This is a genomic window from Streptomyces sp. FXJ1.172, from assembly GCF_001636945.3.
Lineage (GTDB): Bacteria > Actinomycetota > Actinomycetes > Streptomycetales > Streptomycetaceae > Streptomyces.
Genome location: NZ_CP119133.2, coordinates 112247 through 129190 on the forward strand (window position 1 = coordinate 112247; position 16944 = coordinate 129190).

The 16944-nt window shown below is 67.8% G+C and carries 14 protein-coding genes and 1 pseudogene; 4 read left to right on the forward strand and 11 right to left on the reverse strand.

Annotated elements, in window-relative coordinates:
- Positions 1-187: 187 nt before the first annotated feature.
- The 3 genes from A6P39_RS00630 to A6P39_RS00640 form a co-directional block, all read right to left on the reverse strand.
- Positions 188-3868, reverse strand: a complete 3681-nt coding sequence (locus A6P39_RS00630; protein WP_067056322.1) for a hypothetical protein — start codon at positions 3866-3868, stop codon at positions 188-190.
- 208 nt (positions 3869-4076) lie between these two features.
- Complete coding sequence (locus tag A6P39_RS00635) at positions 4077-4523, reverse strand: hypothetical protein (RefSeq protein ID WP_067056325.1); 447 nt, start codon at positions 4521-4523, stop codon at positions 4077-4079.
- A gap of 27 nt (positions 4524-4550) precedes the next feature.
- The gene (locus A6P39_RS00640) at positions 4551-6095 is read right to left on the reverse strand and encodes a restriction endonuclease fold toxin-2 domain-containing protein (protein ID WP_067056328.1); all 1545 of its coding nucleotides are present in this window, start codon (positions 6093-6095) and stop codon (positions 4551-4553) included.
- 318 nt (positions 6096-6413) lie between these two features.
- On the opposite strand from A6P39_RS00640, the gene A6P39_RS00645 reads away from it, so the two are divergent.
- A complete protein-coding gene (locus tag A6P39_RS00645) occupies positions 6414-6881 on the forward strand; it encodes a hypothetical protein (RefSeq protein WP_067056353.1) in 468 nt (155 codons plus the stop codon).
- A 45-nt stretch (positions 6882-6926) separates the two neighbouring features.
- Here the strand turns inward: A6P39_RS00645 and A6P39_RS00650 are convergent, their stop codons facing one another.
- Positions 6927-8216, reverse strand: coding sequence for a NucA/NucB deoxyribonuclease domain-containing protein (locus tag A6P39_RS00650; RefSeq protein ID WP_234379290.1), 1290 nt, complete (start codon positions 8214-8216; stop codon positions 6927-6929).
- A gap of 430 nt (positions 8217-8646) precedes the next feature.
- On the opposite strand from A6P39_RS00650, the pseudogene A6P39_RS00655 reads away from it, so the two are divergent.
- A pseudogene (locus A6P39_RS00655) lies at positions 8647-9086 on the forward strand (transposase); the annotation flags it as partial.
- Positions 9087-9123: 37 nt separating this feature from the next.
- Here the strand turns inward: A6P39_RS00655 and A6P39_RS00660 are convergent.
- Positions 9124-9825 carry a DUF6308 family protein gene (locus A6P39_RS00660; protein ID WP_067056356.1) on the reverse strand — a complete coding sequence of 234 codons (702 nt, stop codon included), beginning with the start codon at positions 9823-9825 and terminating at the stop codon, positions 9124-9126.
- 360 nt (positions 9826-10185) lie between these two features.
- The gene (locus A6P39_RS00665) at positions 10186-10716 is read right to left on the reverse strand and encodes a hypothetical protein (RefSeq protein ID WP_159396218.1); all 531 of its coding nucleotides are present in this window, start codon (positions 10714-10716) and stop codon (positions 10186-10188) included.
- Between the two features lie 859 nt (positions 10717-11575).
- Between A6P39_RS00665 and A6P39_RS00670 the strand changes: the two genes are divergently transcribed.
- The gene (locus A6P39_RS00670; protein WP_234379291.1) at positions 11576-12424 is read left to right on the forward strand and encodes a DegT/DnrJ/EryC1/StrS family aminotransferase; all 849 of its coding nucleotides are present in this window, start codon (positions 11576-11578) and stop codon (positions 12422-12424) included.
- Complete coding sequence (locus A6P39_RS00675; protein WP_067056333.1) at positions 12409-12840, forward strand: arsenate reductase/protein-tyrosine-phosphatase family protein; 432 nt, start codon at positions 12409-12411, stop codon at positions 12838-12840. Before A6P39_RS00670 ends, A6P39_RS00675 begins: the two co-directional genes overlap by 16 nt.
- Here A6P39_RS00675 and A6P39_RS00680 read toward each other — a convergent pair.
- From A6P39_RS00680 to A6P39_RS00700, 5 genes are all read right to left on the reverse strand, one after another.
- On the reverse strand, positions 12794-14011 hold the full coding sequence (locus A6P39_RS00680) for a UDP-N-acetylglucosamine--N-acetylmuramyl-(pentapeptide) pyrophosphoryl-undecaprenol N-acetylglucosamine transferase (protein WP_275883764.1): 1218 nt from the start codon (positions 14009-14011) through the stop codon (positions 12794-12796). The genes A6P39_RS00675 and A6P39_RS00680 overlap by 47 nt on opposite strands.
- Positions 14012-14124: 113 nt before the next feature.
- On the reverse strand, positions 14125-14400 hold the full coding sequence (locus tag A6P39_RS00685) for a hypothetical protein (RefSeq protein WP_275883765.1): 276 nt from the start codon (positions 14398-14400) through the stop codon (positions 14125-14127).
- Between the two features lie 18 nt (positions 14401-14418).
- Positions 14419-15252 carry a hypothetical protein gene (locus A6P39_RS00690; protein WP_234379293.1) on the reverse strand — a complete coding sequence of 278 codons (834 nt, stop codon included), beginning with the start codon at positions 15250-15252 and terminating at the stop codon, positions 14419-14421.
- A gap of 26 nt (positions 15253-15278) precedes the next feature.
- Positions 15279-15704 (reverse strand): transposase family protein, encoded by a 426-nt coding sequence (locus A6P39_RS00695; protein ID WP_067056339.1) that lies wholly within the window; start codon positions 15702-15704, stop codon positions 15279-15281.
- Between the two features lie 331 nt (positions 15705-16035).
- Positions 16036-16773, reverse strand: a complete 738-nt coding sequence (locus A6P39_RS00700; RefSeq protein WP_067056342.1) for an SDR family oxidoreductase — start codon at positions 16771-16773, stop codon at positions 16036-16038.
- Positions 16774-16944 lie beyond the last annotated feature (171 nt).

A 16944-nucleotide genomic window follows, 5' to 3' on the forward strand; every position in this document is an offset into this window, starting at 1 on the left:
GCAATTCCCGGATCGGACGGAGCACAGCTGCAGACACACCATCTGCAGAAAGCCACCGCCCACACCACCGGCACGGGTTGGATCCGGCAGGGCCTGACGGGCGTGGTCCGGAATTTCCGTGAAACCGAATACATCCGCGATGACGGGACACAGGGAAGCCCGCGGGTAGGTCCTCCGCGCCACCGACTCACTTGCTCCCGTTGGGCTTTGCCACTGGCGGGCACCATCCCGGCACGGGGTCTTCCGGGCTCGTCAGGACGTGTGCGAGGTAGTCGGTGATGGTGAAGGCGACTTTTGGGTCGGTGATGAATGCCGTGGGGTCGATGGTCTGGGTGACGATCAACGGAACAACGCTCCAGCTGACGTCTGTGGTGACTGCACAGGCGAGGGCCGCAGCGCGCGGTTTGGAGGCGACCGCGTTCACTTTGCGCAGGACCTTGACCAGGTGGCCCTTCTTGGGGTCTGTGAAGTGTTTGATGTGCCGGATCACCGCGTCCGGAGAGTGCCCGGGGTGGGGGCGCTTGGCCTCCACAACCCAAAGGCGGGCCGTTGCCGGATCGGCGATGAGCAGGTCGATCTCGCCTCCTGTGGTCGGCAGGCCGACGCGCTCGGCGTCCTTCTCCCTGAGGTTCGTGCAGTAGGGCAGGCCGAGGCGGTCAGCGACGGCGGCTATGTCCCTCTCCAGCTGCTGCTCCTTGGCCTGACGGTGCCTGGCGAGGGCCTCGCGGACAGGTTGAGGGAGATCCCGGTCGGGCAGGCGTCCGTCCTGGAACGCAGCCTCGTAGACCTCCTGCGCGATGTGGATCAGCCACGGCAGGATCAGCAGCTCGCCTGGGCGGGCAGCGACCAGCGGATGAGTGGCAAGTCGGGCGCGCCGCTCCACCTCGGTGTAGCGGTGTTCACGCGGATCGTCAGCGTTGTGGCGGTCGAGGGTGAGCCGGCCGATCGCGGCGCGAGTTTCCAGCTCAGGCAGTTGGGACCAGGCGGCCGCATCGCCCGCGAGCTTCTCGGGCGTGATGATGGCGTACCCTTCGGGGCCGGTCGGCCAGTCCACGGCCGTCCCGAGCACGGCAGTGAGGGCGTCGAATCCGAATCCCCACGCCTGGCGCAGCTCCCGATCCGCACGCGCGAGGGAGGAGCCGGGGAGCAGGCGGAGGGCAGTGAAGGCAGCTGGCGTCCTGCCCAGCTGAAGGCCGCCGGGGGGCGGGGAGGGTAGATCGGCAAGAGTAGTCTGTCGGCTTTGGGCCAGCCAGTGGTCGTGACGCACTCGGATCCAGGCGTTGTGGTCCAGTCCGAGGTGCGTGGCGGTTGCGGCCGGGTTGTCGTCGTCGGGCTGATCGATGGTGAAGACGCCGGTGTCGTGGACGTGGAGTTCCAGGTCGTGTAGTCCCCGAGCGCCGGCGACGGCTGTGATTCCGCTGTGCAGGATCAGTTCCGCGAGGGCGACCAGGTCGGCCACGGCCAGGAGGTCGGCGGCGCGGTCTCCTTCGGGTGGGGTGGCCAGTGCCTCCTGCAAGAGCAGGGTCAGCGCGGACGTGGCCCTCGTGTCGTCTCGGGTGCGATGCTGCGCCTCCTCGACCCAGTTGTCGGCCCAAGGCGCGGCCAGATTGAACAGGAGCTCGTGGTGGCGGCGGGTGCGGGCGCACCAGGCGGCGTTGAGGTGGCGAGCCAATTCGATGGTGAGTGCGGGCGCGAAGGAGCGGATCTCCGCAGCGAGCAGTGCCTCGAGGGCATGGAGAACCTGTTCGGCCGGGCGCATGGCCTCCCGCCCGCGCCACTGGCCGGCGGGGACCTGAGCTTCGCGAACGGCCGCGGCTGCAGAGCGCAGGGCTCGGACTTGAACGTGGCGGTCCTCCGGCACGGTGTACGCACACGCCTGGGCGGGCCAGTGGTTCTCGAAGGCGTTGAAGAGCAGGACCGGGTGGGCCTGGCTCCATGCCTCGATGAAGGTCCGGGTATCGGTGCCGTGGCCGGCGTCTCGGCCTTCCCGGATCCGAGCGACGCAGTGGTGGAGGGCATGGCCGAGAGCGCGGTGTCCTTCCTGCCCGTCACCCGCGAACGCCCCGAGGAGGTCGGGCTCAAGGACGAGTCGGACGAAGGCGTTGGCCGGGTCAACCGCAACAAGCAGGCGCAGGCCGTCGACGGGGGGCTGGGCATCTGTTGCGTCGTCGGGCTGCTGTGCCGCGTCTGGCAGTGCCGGGGTCAGATGCAGGGTGATCGGGGTCTGGTCGGGGAGAGTGAAGTGCCTGGCGATGTCCGGGTGAGCGGTGATGGTGGTGCGGACCGCGTCGGGCAGTGCCGAAAGGTCCAGCGGCGCCTCGCTCGGCGGGTCCAGGGGGACGATCACGGCGAGTGGCGGGTGGGTGCTGACAGCAACAGCCGCGCGGGGGGTTGCGTAGTGGTGCAAGTCCGCTTGCAGCCCCTCGGCTCCCTCGGGAAGGTCGACGATCTTGCTGGCTGTCCACTGCACGGAAGGGGGCAGGCCTGCATCCGCCAGGACTTTGTCGATGGGTGCCCAGGTGGCAGCCCGATCCCAGGACAGGTCTCGGCCGCTCCACGGGACGACGGCTACCTCGGGCGTGTGTTCGGCCGGCAGGAGGAGTGTCCCATTGCGGTGCCAACTGCTCCACGCATCGAGCAGATGCAGGTAGGCGATCGCGTCCACGCCCGGGTGCTGGGTCATCTCCAGCACGAACAGGGCCAGTGCGGCGGGATCCCCATGGGCGTCGGCTGCCATCTCGGCGAGTTCTTCGACGTGCACCATGAGGGTGTCGGTGACCACTTCACGCACGAGGAAGCGCGGGCCCGCGTACACCACCAGTCGGCTCTGCTGTAGTGCTGTGTGCTCCAGCAGGGCTTTTCGGGCGGCCTCCACCCGCGGACCGAGTTCCCCGTCTAGAAGCGCGCTGACGACCGCGATCTCCAGGCGAAGCTGAGGAGCGCTGATCCAGGCCACAGCGTCAGGGCGGGGCACGACGTCCAGCCGCAACACGTCGGCGGCCCGGATGACGGCCAGGTCCTGAAGGCGCTGGGCCACCTCCTGGGTGCCTTCCAAACCCTGTAGGAGCTGCTCTGCGGCCGCTACGACGGCTTGGAGCGCTTCGCTGGCCGGGACGGGGATCCTCCGGCCGTGGGCTCGTACGGCCAGTACGGGGCCGAGCAGCTGCCGCGTCGGGTCGTACTTCAGCTTCAGTTTCCCGATGTCCGCCGTCAGCCAGGCCAGTGCCCGGCCTGCTTGCTCCGGCTGCTCGCAGGCAGCAACGATCTCGTCAAGACAGTCGCGCTCTGCTGCCATGACAGCATCCACGCAGGCCTGGGTGAGCCAGCACGAGATCGTCTCCTCGTCCTCGTCCTCGTCCGGTGCCGGCCAGGCATACGCGGACTCCCTGATACGGCGGTCGGTGTAGCGCACGGCAAGCTCGATGACGTCACCGATGCCGAACCCGACGGAACCAACGAGGTGGTCGTCGACAGCGCGTGCGGTCAGCTGCAGGCTTCGCAGGACCAGCAGCGGGTGATCCAAGTCTCCCGGGTGCAGCAGCCTCCCGTCGAAGCACACGCCAGCTCGTACGTCATTCGGCTTGCCCTCGGTGAGGACAGCACGGCCTGGGGCAGCGTGTACCGCGGCCTCGACGAGTGTCGGCAGGACGTCGGCCGTGGCTATTGCGCCGGAGCGGCACCCGCCACGCGCGACGCGGGTCCACAGCAATAGGAGATGGTCGTGGAAGCGGGAGCAGGTCGACGCCATCAACGCCGCTTCCAGCAACGCCAGCAGTGACTCGGTCGAGTAAGGCGACAGGGCCTTGTCTATGGCCTTCCACTGCACACGCCGCTGCTGCGCGGACGTGCGCGGCGACGTGCTCGTCATCGCGGTGCTCCCGAGAGATTGATCCTGACCACTGCCAGGGTGGCAGCAAGAACACCATCGATGCTTCCGAGTTGACAATCGCGCTTACCGGTCAGCTGCAGCGGAGGCGGTCCGCCGTGTACTCGGGCGCACCAGCCGCAGCCACGCCGTGGCGTCGGTGGCGATTGGCAGTGAGGGGTGCGTCTGCGGCGACCGTGTTGGGGCGCTGTCAGTCGAGGTCGCCGGTCTCTTCGATGTGCTGGACGAGTGCTGCCACGATGCGTGGGCGGGTGGCGTCGGGGACGAGGGTGGGTTCCATGCCTTCCTCGATTCCCCAGTCCGTGTTGAACATGACGGGGACCTCATCGGGTGCCACGTTGTTCCGGAGCCACAGGGCGACCCGGGCTGCCATGTGGGCGTTGCACTCCCGGACGGATACGCCTTCGGGTTCCAGGCTGGCGAAGCCTTCCAGGGTCTCGTCGTCGAAAGTGATTCCGAAGATCATTGATGATCCGCGGACTGGGCCGTCTCCTTCGTCATCGATGCGGATGAATGTGTCCGGATTCCGCTCACGGAGCCGTGCCTCGAATCCCTCGAAGGTCAGGCCCCAGCTCTGCCCGCGCGGTGGGGTGAAGACGAACAGGGTGCGCAGTTCCGCGATCTCTTCGGGTTCCATAGCGGTACTTTCCTGGGGATGGGCTGGTCAGGGAACGTAGCGGGCGTGGCCTTTGACGCCGTAGGCCGCCATCATGATGCGCCAGTACTGGACGGCGTCTTGGTTGTTGGTGACTGTCTCGACTCCGCGCATCTCCTTGTTGCGTGGGTCGTTGAGTGCGGCGGCGTACTTGCGGAGTTCCAGGCGGTCATCCTTGTAGAGGAAGTCTCTGTCGCCGGTCGCGTGGTTCTTGCGGAGGTCTTCCAGCGAGCGGTAGCAGCGTTGGTTCGGCTTGTTCACGTATTTTGCTTCGACCGCCATCCCGTCGAGGTTGCGGAATCCGTCGACCATCAGGGTGTTGGACGGACTGATCCCTGCTGGGATTGGTACCTCGAACTCCGGGAAGCCCGCCACGCGCCTCTGGTAGGCCTGCTCGGCCGGCTTGCCGCCGGAGATGTCGCCCTTGCGTAGTGAGTCGAGCCATGTCTGGAAGTTCTGCCCCTGGCTGGGCGTGAGCTGTGGGAACCGCGGGTCGGGAGGGATCGCCGGGGGGATTGGCTGTATGTGCGGAGTGTTGGAGGGCAGGGGGCGGTAAGCGGCTGGGACCAGTGTCGGGACGCGGATCAGGGGGCCGAGGAACGGCGGTAGGTTGGGAAAGAGTCCGCCGTTGTCCGGCTGCGGCATCTTGACTCGGGACTGGGAGCTGTCCAGTGCGTGAGGGATGTTGCCGAGCGAGGTGATGCGCGTGTCGCCGGCTATGAGGTCGTGCAGGCCGCCGTCGTGGCCGTCGCCTCCGAAGCGTGGCTGTTCCCAGGGCCACAGGAAGTCACCGTCGAGTTCGCTGTTCTCCATGGGAAGGCGTTGTTTGGCGGTTTCGACGTGGTCGGCGTAGGCGTCGCAGGCGTTTGCGAGCATCGTGCAGGCCGTGGGGAGGTTCGCCAGGAGGGTGGCGTGGTCGCCCACTTCGCTGGGTGGTGGTGTCTTGCCGACGAACTTCTCGAAGAAGCTCTCGACCACGTCAGCGGTATGGCCCGCTTGATCGAGGGTGGCTGTCTTCCATGCGTCGCGGGAGTCCCAGTAGGTGTCGTGGAGGATCTTGGCCGCGCTGCGCCAGGTTGTGGCGACGGCCCGCAGTTTGTCCGGCTGTCCGAGGAATCGCTCGTTGAAGAGGTACTGATCGATGCCGCTGGTCTCGCCGACGACGTTCGGCAGGTCCTCGGCGTTGTGGCTGGCGCGCGGGCTGCAATCGGGGCCGGCCGGCTGATCACCGATCCCGGGCGTGAAGGGGCTCTGTTCCAGAAGCTTGGCTGCGACCTTGTCGTCACGCTTGAGGAGTTCCTCGGAGGCGTTGAGCAGGGCGCCCGCGCCGTTGGCCATCACCTGGTGGGCGAACCCGGACTGGTCGAAGACCGACTTGACGGCTGCGGTGTACACCTTGGCAAAGGCTCTGCCAGCCGCCCCGTCGCCCGCCATACCGCCATGGGCACTCAGCTCGGTGAACAGCAGGCCCACCATGTCGTAGACCAGATCCCGCAGCCCCACCATCGACCATGACGCGTTGACGAAGTTCTCCGTCTGATGCCGCAGATCCACCAATGCCCCGTCCCTCGCCTACGCCGGTGATCACCGTACACGGCCATAAAAGGCAAGCTCAGGCGAAGGGATGACGATGAGCCACCAGCGCCGACGTGTCCTTCACAGCACGGCGCGGCCGGTCCCCTCGGCGGGGAAACGTTCCAGCAAAGCCACCAGCGTGGTCGGACGGCCCGTGGAAAGCGGGCCCGCCGAGGACAACCGACGTCCTCCGGCCATGCCAGGGTCCAGGTGTGGCCGGAGGTGGCCCAGGCACGTGGCCGCCCGCCTACGATTGCTGCCGATAGCCAGCCGTCTGCGACTTACCGGGGGCACGACATGGCACAGCTTCTCCGTCAGCAACAACTTGACGTGTTCGTGGGTTACCACGCCTTCGGTCTGCAGGAGTCCGACGACGCTGTACTGGAGTTGCTGTTCCCGGACGAGTTCGACTTCGGCGCGTTCCTCAGCACCCACCCCGGTCGCCTCGACATCACCAGTGCCGGTCATACCCACACTGCACTGTTGACGGTCGAGGTGTGGGACGGCCCTGCGCCGGCGCAGGAGGCGGCTGCCTGGGAGGAGCAGGCGGAGGCCGACTTCGAGTCGGTGAGCGGTCAGGTGGCGGTGTGGTCGATGAGCCTCGGTCGGTCCGAGGACCTGATCACCTTGAGCAACACTGCCGGATCATGGCGCGTGCGCGTCTGTTCCACCGGCCGTGCCGCCGTCGAGGCTCTCGGCGAGAGTGAGGAGAGCATCAAGGGCGTGGAGCGGTACCTGGTGCAGTTCTGGCCTGCCCGGCCGTAGCCGGCCGATGCGGCGGGAGCAGCCGGGTGCTCCCGCCTTGAGTGGTCAGCCGCTGATCTCGACGATGAAGGCGTCGCCTTGGCCATCGAGGATGCGGTTCTTGGAGTAGAAGCTTTTCAGGATGAGACCGCCGGCCTGGTTGTCTTCCTTGGCGATGGGCTTGACGGAGAAGTTGAACTTGCGGACTTCCGGATCGTAGTCGTGCTCGGCTGCTCCTTCGTAGGTGCTTGCGAAGGGGTATTCGTCGCAGTCCCGGGTGTTGCCGTGGGAGTAGCCGGCGCCCCAGTAGCGTCTGCACTGCTTCTTCGCCGCGTTGCGGTTGTCGTCGTTCCGCTTGGCGTCCACGGTGCGGTGCAGAGGGTCCTCCACGTTCTGGCCCGGGACTTTCTTCGCCGACATGTACGGCTTGGTGTCTTCGGGGTGCGTGAAGGCCGTTTTGATGTGCTGGGCTTCGGCGCGTTCTTCGGCACCGGCCCTCGCACTGAGGACCATCGCCGTGATGTAGCTGAAGGTCGCCGCGCCCTTCGTCGCCGGGTTACGGCCACCGGTCGAGTTCGGCAGGTACGACGCCGCGTCCCACCGCGGTGCGAGCATGAACAGGGTGCCCTGCGTGGCCCCACTGAGCTTCCACGGGGCCGGAGGCTTGAAGCTGACCAGGGGTTCGTAGACCGCGGCAAGCAGATCGGATCGTCCGCTGCCCTGACCCGGCTTGGCGTTCACCGTCTCGTGGAACGTGCGCAAAGCCTCCAGCTGAGCCCAGGTCATGGTGCCGGGCGCGTTCCCACCACGGGTGAATCGGGCACCGGATGGCCAGGTCTTCGGGACCGTTCCCTTGGTGGTGATCGGCATTGACAACGCGCCTGTTTCACCGGTCGTCTCGAAGTCGGTGAAGTAGTACTGGAAGTCGATGGTGCGGCTGTCTCGTGCGATCGTGCCGACCACTCGCACGTTGAACATGCTCGCACCGGCGGGACGGCCGTTCATCAGCCACTCCTGCACGAACGAGGCGCCGTCGCACGCGGCAAACCGCGACTTCACATAGAACTTGTTGTCGCTGCCCAGGCCCTTCTTGCACTCGTCGTACGTCATCGTCCGCGGGGGCTCCGGCGCTGCCGCCCCCGGCCCGGTCGGTGAAAAGGCCTGGGCCGGCGTGGAGCCGGAAGCTCGATGCGATAGCGGTGCATACGAAGCGGCCGGCCCTGTCGTCTCCTGCGCCAGGCGCGCGCCAGGTTCGGCCCTCCCGGCCAGCGTCTTCAATCTGTCGTGGCCTTGAGGGGTCGCCAGTTCCTTCAGCGGCAGTTTCGCAGCACCGGTCGGCAGGACGTAGGACTCCACCCGCAGATCAGTACCCTCCTCAGCCCTCGCCAGTGCAGGAGCGGCCCCAGACACAACCACGAATGCCGTAACCGCCGTCAGCATCCGTCTGCTGGCACGCCACCATCCCCTACTGCGCATCGCAACCCCCGGGCTCGTGTCTTCCTTGGCCGCCGGACTTCACATCCGGCGCATGGTCAACACCCACCCTTAGGAACACGTGAACGAAAACTCGACTTCTTGCCCAGGATTGTCCTGATCACTACGCCTCATCGACCGAGATCGCCCCGTCCCTGCGCGCGCGGGCGGGAACCTGCCTCCGCGAAAACATGACCGCCCCTCGGACCTGGGAGGGGTGCCTCGCGGAACGCGGAGGGCGCACCTTCCCGAGTGATCGACTTCTGGTCATCGAGTAGTTCCGCGTTGCAGCGCGGGTCGGGAAGGCAGGCCCGTGCTGAGCGTATTCAACGAGGACGACACCCCCCAGAGCGGCTCCCTGATGGACGACATTGTCCGTGAGGGCGTCCGTCGATGCTCGTCGCGGCCCTGGAAGCTGAAGTAAACCAGTACATAACTGAGTTGGTGGACGAGCGGAACGATGCCGGTCGCCGTCTGGTGGTCCGCAACGGTCACCACCGCGAGCGGCCAGTGGCCAGCGCCGCCGGGCCGATTGCGGTGAAGGCACCGCGGGTGAACGGCAAGCGGGTCGATGGCGAGACGGCCGAGCGCAAGCGGTTCTCGTCCAATATCCTCGCCCCTTGGTGCCGGAAGTCCCCGAAGATCAGTGAGGCCCTGCCCGTGCTCTACCTGCAGGGTCTCTCCTCCAGCGACTTCGTGCCCGCGATGGAGCAGTTCCTCGGCTCGGCCGCTGGGCTCTCGCCGGCCAGGGTTGTAGTGCCTCAGGCTGAGCCATGCTGGCCGAAGCTCATCAAGGTGTTGTTGGCGCGGACGAGTCGGCGCCCAGCTTCCAGGCCACGACATCAAGGATCCGCAACCGCGACACGTCGTCGGGGGCCTGCGATGCCAGGGCTTCCCACTGCTCCGGCTGCTCCGCGAGGTCCCGGGTCATGCATTCGGCGAGAGTCGAGAAGAAAACTGCGTCAGGTCGCCCAGGCGTGGGATGCATCGGATAGTTGGTGTCCGCGCTGTAGTAGCAAGCTTTGACCTGCTGGTCGAAGAGCGGGATGAAGAGCGGGCGCTTCCGATGGAGGATCTTGGTCAACTTGGTCAATCCGATCCCGGGCACCTTTCCGGGGACGTCCAAGACGCCGATCAGACTCTCGAGCAGGGACCCGTGGCGACCATGGGCCACTGCGGTCTGCAGCGCGAGGTCCTGGGGTATGGCGGCCAGCCCGGCCTCCAGCGCCGGTCGCACAGCGTGCAGCGCGTACACAGCGGCAATCGAGGGACCGGCGTTGAGGAGCAACGGAGCGAGGAGGTCGCCATCATTCAGCTCGTCTGGACCGCTGCCTGTGGTCATCCGGTCGTATGCCGGGTACGCGAACGGCTTGCCCCCCTTGGCTTTCGCGGCGGCCCTGTTCGCCGACTCGTCGAAATAGGAGCGAACCCACCGGGCAGCTACCTCAAACTCCACATCACGCCCGCCAACTCGCACCTTCCCGTCGCTCACGCCGCCCCCGAACATCAGTTGTCACTCCACCGGCCCCTGCCCGCAGCCGCAAGGCAACACAGGCTCGACCGACTGCTGAAATGTCTAGTCACCGGCACTGACACGACCGGCCCCAACGCGCCCTGCGCAGCAGGCCGAATGATGTCACGCGACCAACGTCGGCTCGAATCAATCGTGAAAGGCTGCAGGTCGTCCACCGGCGGGGAAGGCCGAGGCCGTCGCGCCAACTGCGCGGGCCGGCTGGGGGATCGCGGCCTCAAGGCCGGGAAGTGTCTCCAGGATGTCGGGCAGATCTTCGCCGGAGGTACGTGAGTGAGTAAGCGGCAGCGTACGCGAACCCAGCCGATTGACCGCGCCCACCTACAGGAAGGGAGGAACCCAAATACGCATGCCGAGCTGCCGATAAGCGTCTGCGTTATCCCGGATCGTCCACCAGTTCCGGCGGGTGAGTTGCAAAGATGTCGACTGGCCGGGGTGGCGCTTGCCCAGGGCCGAGCAGATTTCTGTCAGGTCAGACGGGAAGGCCAGGACGCCCGTCACGGCGAACGCTTCGTAGACGACGAGCGCGTACCAGCGGACGCCGGGGATGCTCCGCACAGTGTGCTCGTTCGGCCAGTCGGAGAGAGGGTTAGCGAGGTACTTGACCTGTACGCACTCGCCGTCGGCTGATATCAGGTCGTAGTTCGCCTGCACCCGGGATTCGGCGAGTTGGCCTTGCCATAGGGCCCCGACCAGGTGCTCGGCGAACTCGGCAAGGGGGTCCCGGTTCGACTGGCCGAGTCCCAAGACCCCCAGCAGAGTTTGCCGTGCCAACCGGTAGGAGTCCAAGCCGCTCAACAGCTCGGCAAGGCCAGCGCCGTTCGGTGCGGGACACAGAACGCTATCGGTCACACAGCCACTATTTCGCGCCAGGCCGCAGACCCGCCAGAGGTACTGTGACATTGGAAGAATTTGGCCGCTGTCCGCTGCGGCGGCAGTCGGCCTGGCCCGCGCGCTCGGCGACGCGGGTTGGGCCAGCCAGCCGCGTCCGGGTGCCTCGTGGGGGCCTTGTCGGTTCCACTGTCTGCGGCAACCCGGGCGGCGGTGCGGTCACCGGTCACCGGTCACACAGACGGATGATCACCGTTTGTGCTTCGGCGGTTGTGGCTAGAGCGTCCTGGGCAGCCGAGGGTAGCCGAGCCGGCGCCGGTGGTGGCCGGCAGCGCGGTAGCAGGCAGTGCGTCGGGGCGGGCGAAGACCTAGGCGACGGTCCTGGTGACCACCAGCGCGAAGTCGGCTTCCGTGCAGCCGAGTTCATGCGTAAGGGTGAACCAACCCCACCAGCTCCGAATAACACCCCGCAGATCCGTGTGGCTGTGGCGGGCCGCGGCGCGCGATCCCCTTTCGCCAACCTCCGCCAGCCATAGCCCGAGTGCGCTAGGGGCGCCATGCCCGGCAAGCACTGGATAATCGACCTGGTAGGGGCTCCTCCGGTTCTGCTGGAGGCCACACGCGCGAGTGACCGGGGCCCTGGTCGCACCCAGGGGCCCCGGCCGGTGTGTGGGCGTTGAGGCGGGGTCGGCCGATCATGTGCCGGCCGGGCCCGCTTCACGCAGGCCTCGACTGTGCCGTCCGCACCCCTCCTATGTCCGCGTCGCGTTACCGCGCGAACTGCGCCACACACCCTGCGATCGCGGTGACCGCGCCGAGCACGGCAGTGATCACCTGCGCGCGAGCAGCCCATTCGAGCTGCCTGCGCTGACTGGGCACCTTGGCCCGCTTCCGCATGCTCGACCCGGCCACGCTCTGCGTCACCGATCAGCTCGTCATGGACGCCGTCACCGACCGCACCCGCGCCGTGATGCCGGTCCTGTTCGGCGGTCGGGCCATCGACTTCTCCCGCGTACGCAAAGAGCTGGCCTCGCGAGACATCGCCATCGTGGAGGACGCGGCGCACGCCTTCGGCTCCCGCAACGGCGCCCGCCGCGTCGGGGCCACCGGAGACCTGACCTGCTTCAGCTTCGGCCCAATCAAGAACCTCACCTGCGGGCAGGGCGGCATCGTCATCCCCCGCACTCGCGCCGAGGCCGCCACGATCCGCCGGATCCGGATGCTCGGCATCGTCCAGTCCCAGGCCGAACGCAGCCGCACGACCAGCTACCAGGTGGAGGGCTTCGGGCTGCGCTATCAGATGTCCGGCATCAACGCCGCGATCGGCCTGGCCCAGCTCGAGCACTTCGAGAAGGCTGAGACGACCCGCCGCATCCTGTGGCGGTCCTACCGGCGGGTGCTCACCGGCCTGGACGGCGTGCGCCTGGTCGATGTCGACCCCGACCGCTCCGTGCCGCACCTGTGCCAGGTCCTCATCCCTCACCGGGTCGAGGTCCACGCGCAGATGAAGGCTCGCGGCATCGGCGTCGGCGTCCACTACCCGCCCAACCACCTGCAGCCCGCATTCGCCCCGTGGCGGCGCGACTTGCCCGCCACTGAGCAAGCCTGCCGCGAGGTGCTTACGCTGCCGTTCCACCAGCACCTCACCGAGAACGACATCGACCAGGTCGTCACCGCCCTCGGTCAGGCCCTCAAGACCGTGGGAGCCGCATCGTGCGCAAGGTCCTGACCGTCTGCCTCGGCAACTACTGCCGCAGCCCATTCGCCGCCCTGGCGCTCGCCAAGCGGGGCGCCGGCGCACTCGAGGTCCGCTCCGCCGCGCTGATCGGGAAGTGGGAAGGCCAGCCCGCCAACGAGCAGATAGTCGAGGCCGCCAGGCGGCTCGGGCTCGACCTCACCAGCCACCGCGCCCAGCAGCTCACCTCCGAGATGCTCGACTGGGCCGACAGCATCCTGGCGATGGATGCCTCCGTGCTCGACGTCCTGCGCGAGATCGTCAACGACGACGTTCAGCCCAAGCTCGCCCTGTACCTGGGCGACCGCGACGTCCCCGACCCGATGGGCAAGGACCAGGACGCGTTCAACGCGTGCGCCGTCCTCATCGAGGCAGGGACGGCTCTCCACGTCGGCCAGACCCAGCAGTGACAGGCTGCCCCTGCGCGGCGGCCAGGATCTCGTCCACGAGCCTGTCCGCCGCGTCCGGGCGGCCGTACGCACGGGCCCGCTCCGCCATCGCCTGCCGCAAGGGGGCATCAGCCAGGAGCGGGCCCACCGCCGTCTGCAGCTGGCCCGGCGTCACCTCGCCGGTCAGCGCGATCGCCGCCCCGGCCTCCTCCAGATGCCGGGCGTTGTGGACCTGCTCGTTCCCCGCCGACGACGCCAGCGGCACGAATACAGCCGGCTTGCCCAGTGCGGTCAGCTCCGCCAGCGTCCCCGCCCCACTCCGGGACACCACGACGTCCGCCAGGGCCAGGACGTCGGGCAGTTCGCCGCTGACGAACCCCGCCAGGTGGTAGCGGGCCGCCAGCTCGGCCGGCAGCTCCGCCGCCCGCGCCCGCAGGCTCTCCTCATTCGTGGGACCGCACTGGTGGATGAGGTTCGCCCGCTGCAGCAGCCACTGCGCCGACTCGCCGACCAGCTCGTTGATCTGCTGCGAGCCCTGCGCCCCGCCCGTCACGTACACCATCGGCAGACTCCGGTCGAAGCCCCACAGGCCGAGTGCCTGGACAGCCCGCTCCGCCTGTCCAGACAGCACCTCGGGCCGCACAGGGTTCCCGGTCACCACGGCGACCGCCCGCGCCGACTCCGACAGCAGGTCCAGCGTCGATTCCGACGACACGCAGATCCGCGCAGCCGACGCAGCCAGCTTGCGGTTCGCTAGCCCCAGCCGCACCGTCTGCTCGTGCAGCACGAGCGGCCGGTGGCACATCCGCGTGGCACATCCGCGGACCAGCCACGTAGCCGCCCGTCGCGAGCACGACCCGTCGCGAGGCCCACGCCGCCTCTGCCGGCGCCGCCGCGCCTGCAGCACGCCGAGCGGCACCCGCGCCATGTCCTTGACGTTGGCCGGTGACACCAGCTTGATCGGGTTCTTCGAGCGGCGGATCTTGCCGGTCGCCACCGTGGTGAAGGGAATGCCCTCGGCCGGGGCAACGCGCGCCTCCAGCCCGTCAGCCGTCCCGATCCACAGCGTCTCGAGCGCCCGCCCCTCGGCGGCGAGCCGGGCCTGCAACGTGCGCACCGCGGTCAGCGCGGGATACGTGTGTCCACCAGTCCCGCCGCCTGTGACGACGAGACGGAAAGGGGCGCTGTGCATCGGGCTGCTCCTCGGCGAAACGGAGATCAGACGAGCCGCCACCCTAGCGTCTACGGCAGCACCGCTCGCCCGCCTTCACTCCGATCCACGCCACGCGTCGACAGCCGATCGACTCAGCCCACCCAGCCGGCGTCATACACCTTGATCCCGTCGACGTACGCGGTCAACGCCACCCAACGCCGCGAGCCGAACTGCAGTCCGCAATCCCAGCCGCCAGGAACCGACCAGGAGCCAGAATCCACCAGCGCGGCGGCGCTCCTCTCCATGACTTCCAGACGGCCCTGCTCGGGAAGCTCGGCCAGCGTCTCCTCCACCCGTACGCCAAATCCACTCTGCACGACATCGCACACCCCCATGACCGTGACATGAAACGGGTGGGTTCGCCCCATACCAGGGCCTTCGTGGTATCAGCCATGGTGGCCGAGCTGAGGCAGCAGACCATCGCCTGGCCAGAGGGCTTGCTCGGCCACGAACTCGGCAAGGTACATGCCGACCTCCGCCAGGACCGTCTCGCGCTCAGTGGCCCCGTAGACAAGGAGGTCATCGGCCGCCGCGTCGTAGGCGCGGACGTGGCTGTGCGGCCCGGTGCACAGCAGGGCCCGCGCGATCTCGGGCAGGCCGAGGCTGAGGGCGTCGCACCGACCTGCGTGGACGACCTGGACCAGGTCGGCGGTGACGCCCTCCCAGTCGCCGACCTTCGGCCAGTCGGCACCGCCGCTCAGTTCGTGGGTGAGGGTGGCCAGCGGAATGATCTCGCCGGATCGACGCCCGCGGGTGAGGAGATCGTGGATGCGCGCGCCGTCGGGCTGGCGCACCTGCGGGTGCAGCAGGGAGGCGGCGGCCACCACGGTGGTGTTGATCTCCTGGGCGCCGGGGCCCGGGTAGTACGGCTCGTGCGCGAAGAGGAGGTAGACGTCCGTGGTGCGGTCGGCCGGGCTGGATTCGGGTTGGGGCATGGACATGGTTCCCTTCGGTAGTGAGGCGCCGGGCGTGGGGCGAGGTGTGGCCAGCTGGCTGCCCGGCGGGTACGGGCCCTCCTGGCCGCCGGACTCGTTCGTTGCGCCGGAGCAGGCCTCGGTGCGGATGCGCTCCAGGGTCTGGGTGACTTGGCTGGCGAGCTGGACCATCAGCCGTTCACGATCGATGAGTTGGGCTGAGAGCGTGCGGGTGTCCTGGTCCTGGAGCAGGCCTGCGGCGTCCCACAGTGGTCTCCGCCAGATCCAGTACCGCAGCAACCTCATCGATGGATGTCTCGCCGGACCCGGACTCACGTTGACGACATCACGACAACAACGTCAGTAGCGGCGAGGGCTTCGGTGAACAGGGTCAAGGCGTCGTCCAGCGCGTCACCGTCTGTCTTGGCCAGGGCCCGGCCCCGGGTCGTAGTAGCCGGCACAAGGCCGTCGACACCCTGCGGCAGACCCAGCACTTCGAGCAGCCCGACGTTCGCACCCCGGGCCCACCGGGAGATCCCAGCCAGTGACCGTGCCCCGCACAGCACCGCCACGACCGCGACCGCGAGCAGGCCCGTGAACGGGTAGCGGCAACCCTGCCTGCGGCGCGGGTCAGGCACCAGCGTCAACACGTCCACCAACGCCACCACCTCCTGCGATCCAGCCAAAGTGTCCTGGTCAAGAGGGACTTCGATGTCATCGATGACGCAGGAGAGGTCCTCGATCAGGCAGGATGGCATCCGGGCACGGTTCCTTTGACTCACGCGGCTTCGACTCCACGTGATCAACGAGGACCGTGCCCTCCTGTGTCGACATCGTCAACTTTGAGGAGTCCGTGGGTGGACATGCGCGGCTGCGTCCTCGAAGTGGCGTGTGAGGACACTGATCAGGGAAGATTGCACGCGGACGCGGCTCCAAGTCGATCTCGGTCTCAGCAATCTTGATCATCTGGCGTCGCGTCCGTCGTTTCCATTCGGGCATGCCACCCACGGGCCGACGGGTCTGTGTTGCTATGTGACGCGTGGAGCAGTTCCGCGGGTGCGGGTCTCCGCACCGGAAGGGCGGGGGAGGTCAGCTCTGGGCGGTGGGCCGGACGACGATCTCGTTCACGTCGACCGCGGCAGGCTGTTCGATCGCGAAAGCGATGGCCCGGGCGATCGCGTCGGGCGGGATCGCGATGTGGTCCCGCATCTTCGTGATCTCTGCCCTGACCTGGCTGTTGGTTGACGCCTCGGCGAAGTCTGTCGCAGTCGCACCGGGTGAGACGGTGGTCACCCGCAGGGAGTCGCCGGCTTCCTGGCGCAGTCCTTCGCAGATGGCCCGGACCGCGAACTTGGTGCCGGCGTAGACCGCCATTGTCGGCACGATGCGAAACGCGGCCGTGGAAGCGGTGGTGATGAAGTGGCCGGTGCCCTGTGCCCGGAAGACCGGCAGCGCGGCGCCGATCCCGTGCAGCACACCCTTCACGTTGACGTCGACCATCTGGTCCCACTCGTCGACGCGCAGATCGTCGAGAGGCGAGATCGTGCCGACTCCCGCATTGCTGACGAGTACGTCGAGTCGGCCGAAGCATTCACCGGCCAGTGCGACCAGGGCCTGCAGGTCGTCCCGCCGGGTCACGTCGGTGCGGATCTGAACGGCCGCGCCACCCGCCTTCTCGATCCGGGCCACCAGCTCCGCCAGGCGCTCGGACCGGCGCGCGCCCAGGACGAGACGCGCGCCGCGTTCGGCGAGTAGCAGCGCGGTCGCCTCACCGATGCCGCTGCTGGCTCCCGTGATCGCTACCACTTTGCCCTTAATTCCGGACATGCAATCGTCCTCTCCATCCTCGGCACCGGGGCCGGGGTCCCGAGCGGCAACAGGTCCTGGAGGAGCGTCCGGAAACCGTTGCGCACTGGACGGCCGGGTGCCGGTGTGACCGTGTGAGGGCCGTCGGCAGTGCCGCGGCCCGTGCTCGCACACCAGTCTCCGGGCGCCTTA